The organism is Phyllobacterium sp. P5_D12, assembly GCF_054049495.1.
Genome location: NZ_JBFUMG010000772.1, coordinates 1 through 1,629, shown reverse-complemented (window position 1 = coordinate 1,629; position 1,629 = coordinate 1). Strand labels below are relative to the sequence as shown.

Annotated in this window: 2 protein-coding genes; both read right to left on the bottom strand. The window is 55.7% G+C overall.

Annotated features, from left to right (window positions below; genetic code table 11):
- Positions 1–1,340: alkaline phosphatase family protein (locus tag ACXJ5O_RS26270; protein WP_457302472.1), on the bottom strand; the 1,340-nt coding region annotated here is incomplete at its 3' end.
- Positions 1,341–1,386: 46 nt separating this feature from the next.
- Positions 1,387–1,629: hypothetical protein (locus ACXJ5O_RS26265; RefSeq protein WP_457302471.1), on the bottom strand; the 243-nt coding region annotated here is incomplete at its 5' end.

The following is a 1,629-nucleotide window of genomic DNA, read 5'->3' as shown; positions in this document are numbered from 1 at the left end:
CCATTTGCGATCTGGGCGTAGTCCGTGACTTTGATGGGCCCTCCGCCAGATTTCACGCCTTCGACGCTGTAGTACCAGGATGGCGCATCCGTCCTCGAATAGGGGGTTACATAAAATGCCGCCCCGAGAGGCCCTCTATTGCGGATCACCCATTCGACCCGCTTCTTGCCATCACCATGGGTACCGAAGCGGAAATAGACCTGAAAATCATAGCCAATAGGAAGGATTTCGCAGCGTGCTTTGTCCTGTTTGCTGCCGATCGGCTTGCCCGCGTGAGCGTCGGCCTTTACGTCGGCAATCCCCGGTGTGAAATAAGCACCCTTAGCCGCCGCCCTTGCACTTGTTCGGTTGGCTTCCGTAAGGATCGTCGATTTTTCATCGGGCCCAATGAGTTTGTCGAGTCCTTCGGTCCGCGTCCGGCGAAAATCGAACGTGCTGGTCAGATCGCCGGCAATGGCCTGGCGCCAGGAGGAGATGTTGGCAAAGACGGGCGTGTCCGCGGCTTGCTTGCCCCGGGCAATCAGCCATTTGTCGAGAAAGCGAATGACTGACGTATGGTCGAAAGTCTCCGAATTGACCCGGCCGCCGGCACTCCAGGGCGAGATGACCAGCATCGGCACTCGGGGACCCATCCCTATCGGATCAGCGCGCTGGATGGACGTTTCAGAATTGACTGTGCCTTTTGGCGTTAATGTAATGCTCGGCGATGTCTTGCCATGATCGCCGTCCAGAGGCGGCGTGGGTGGCAGAACATGGTCGAAAAACCCGCCATTCTCATCATAATTGATCAGGAATAGCGTCTTGTGCCAGACCTTCTTGTTGGCCGCGAAGGCGCGCAATATTTCATGGATATAATACTCGCCGAAATGCGGGGGATATTTCGGATGTTCGGTAAACGCCTCCGGAGCTACGATCCAGGACACCTCTGGCAGTTTATTGTCGAGGATGTCCTGTTCGAACTGCGATGGTTTGCTGGCATCAGTCCGAAGGACCGAATTGACACTCTGGTTCTTCTCGTAGATCGAGGTTCCATTGGTCCGGTACCGCTTGAAATATTCAAGTGTGTTGTCGCCGTAATTTCCGGCAAAGGCATCGTCCGTCCAGGTCAAACCGTCCTGATAGAATTTCCACTCGATTCCGAGTTCCTCGAGCTTCTCAGGATAGGATTTCCAGTCAACCCAGGCGGGATCCTTGGCGCCACTGAAATAACTATTGGCGGTCCTGCCCATGCAGGTACCGGTAAACATGAAGCTCCGGTTAGGGTCGGTGGCGCCATTATGCGAGCAGAAATAGGCGTCGCACAAAGTGAAGCTTCGCGCGAGTTTGAAAAACAGGGGGATGTCCTGCTCGGTGTAGTGAGAAAGGGCAACGTATCCCTTTTTTTCCTTACTTATCCATCAAACCGCCGTTCCAGGCATCAAGGCCGGTGCCATAATCATGCGCCGGATCCTCGAGGAAGACACTCCCCGCGCTATTAGCCGGGATCTTTTCCCCGTCGATGCTCGATTCATGGGCTTGCGTCTTGGGCAGGCGGTAAGGTCTTGCGCCATCCGATTGTTCCCAAACCGGCTTGCCATTGCGTAACCGGAGAGGCCGCGGATTGCCAAAGCCGCGCACGCCGCGCAGCGT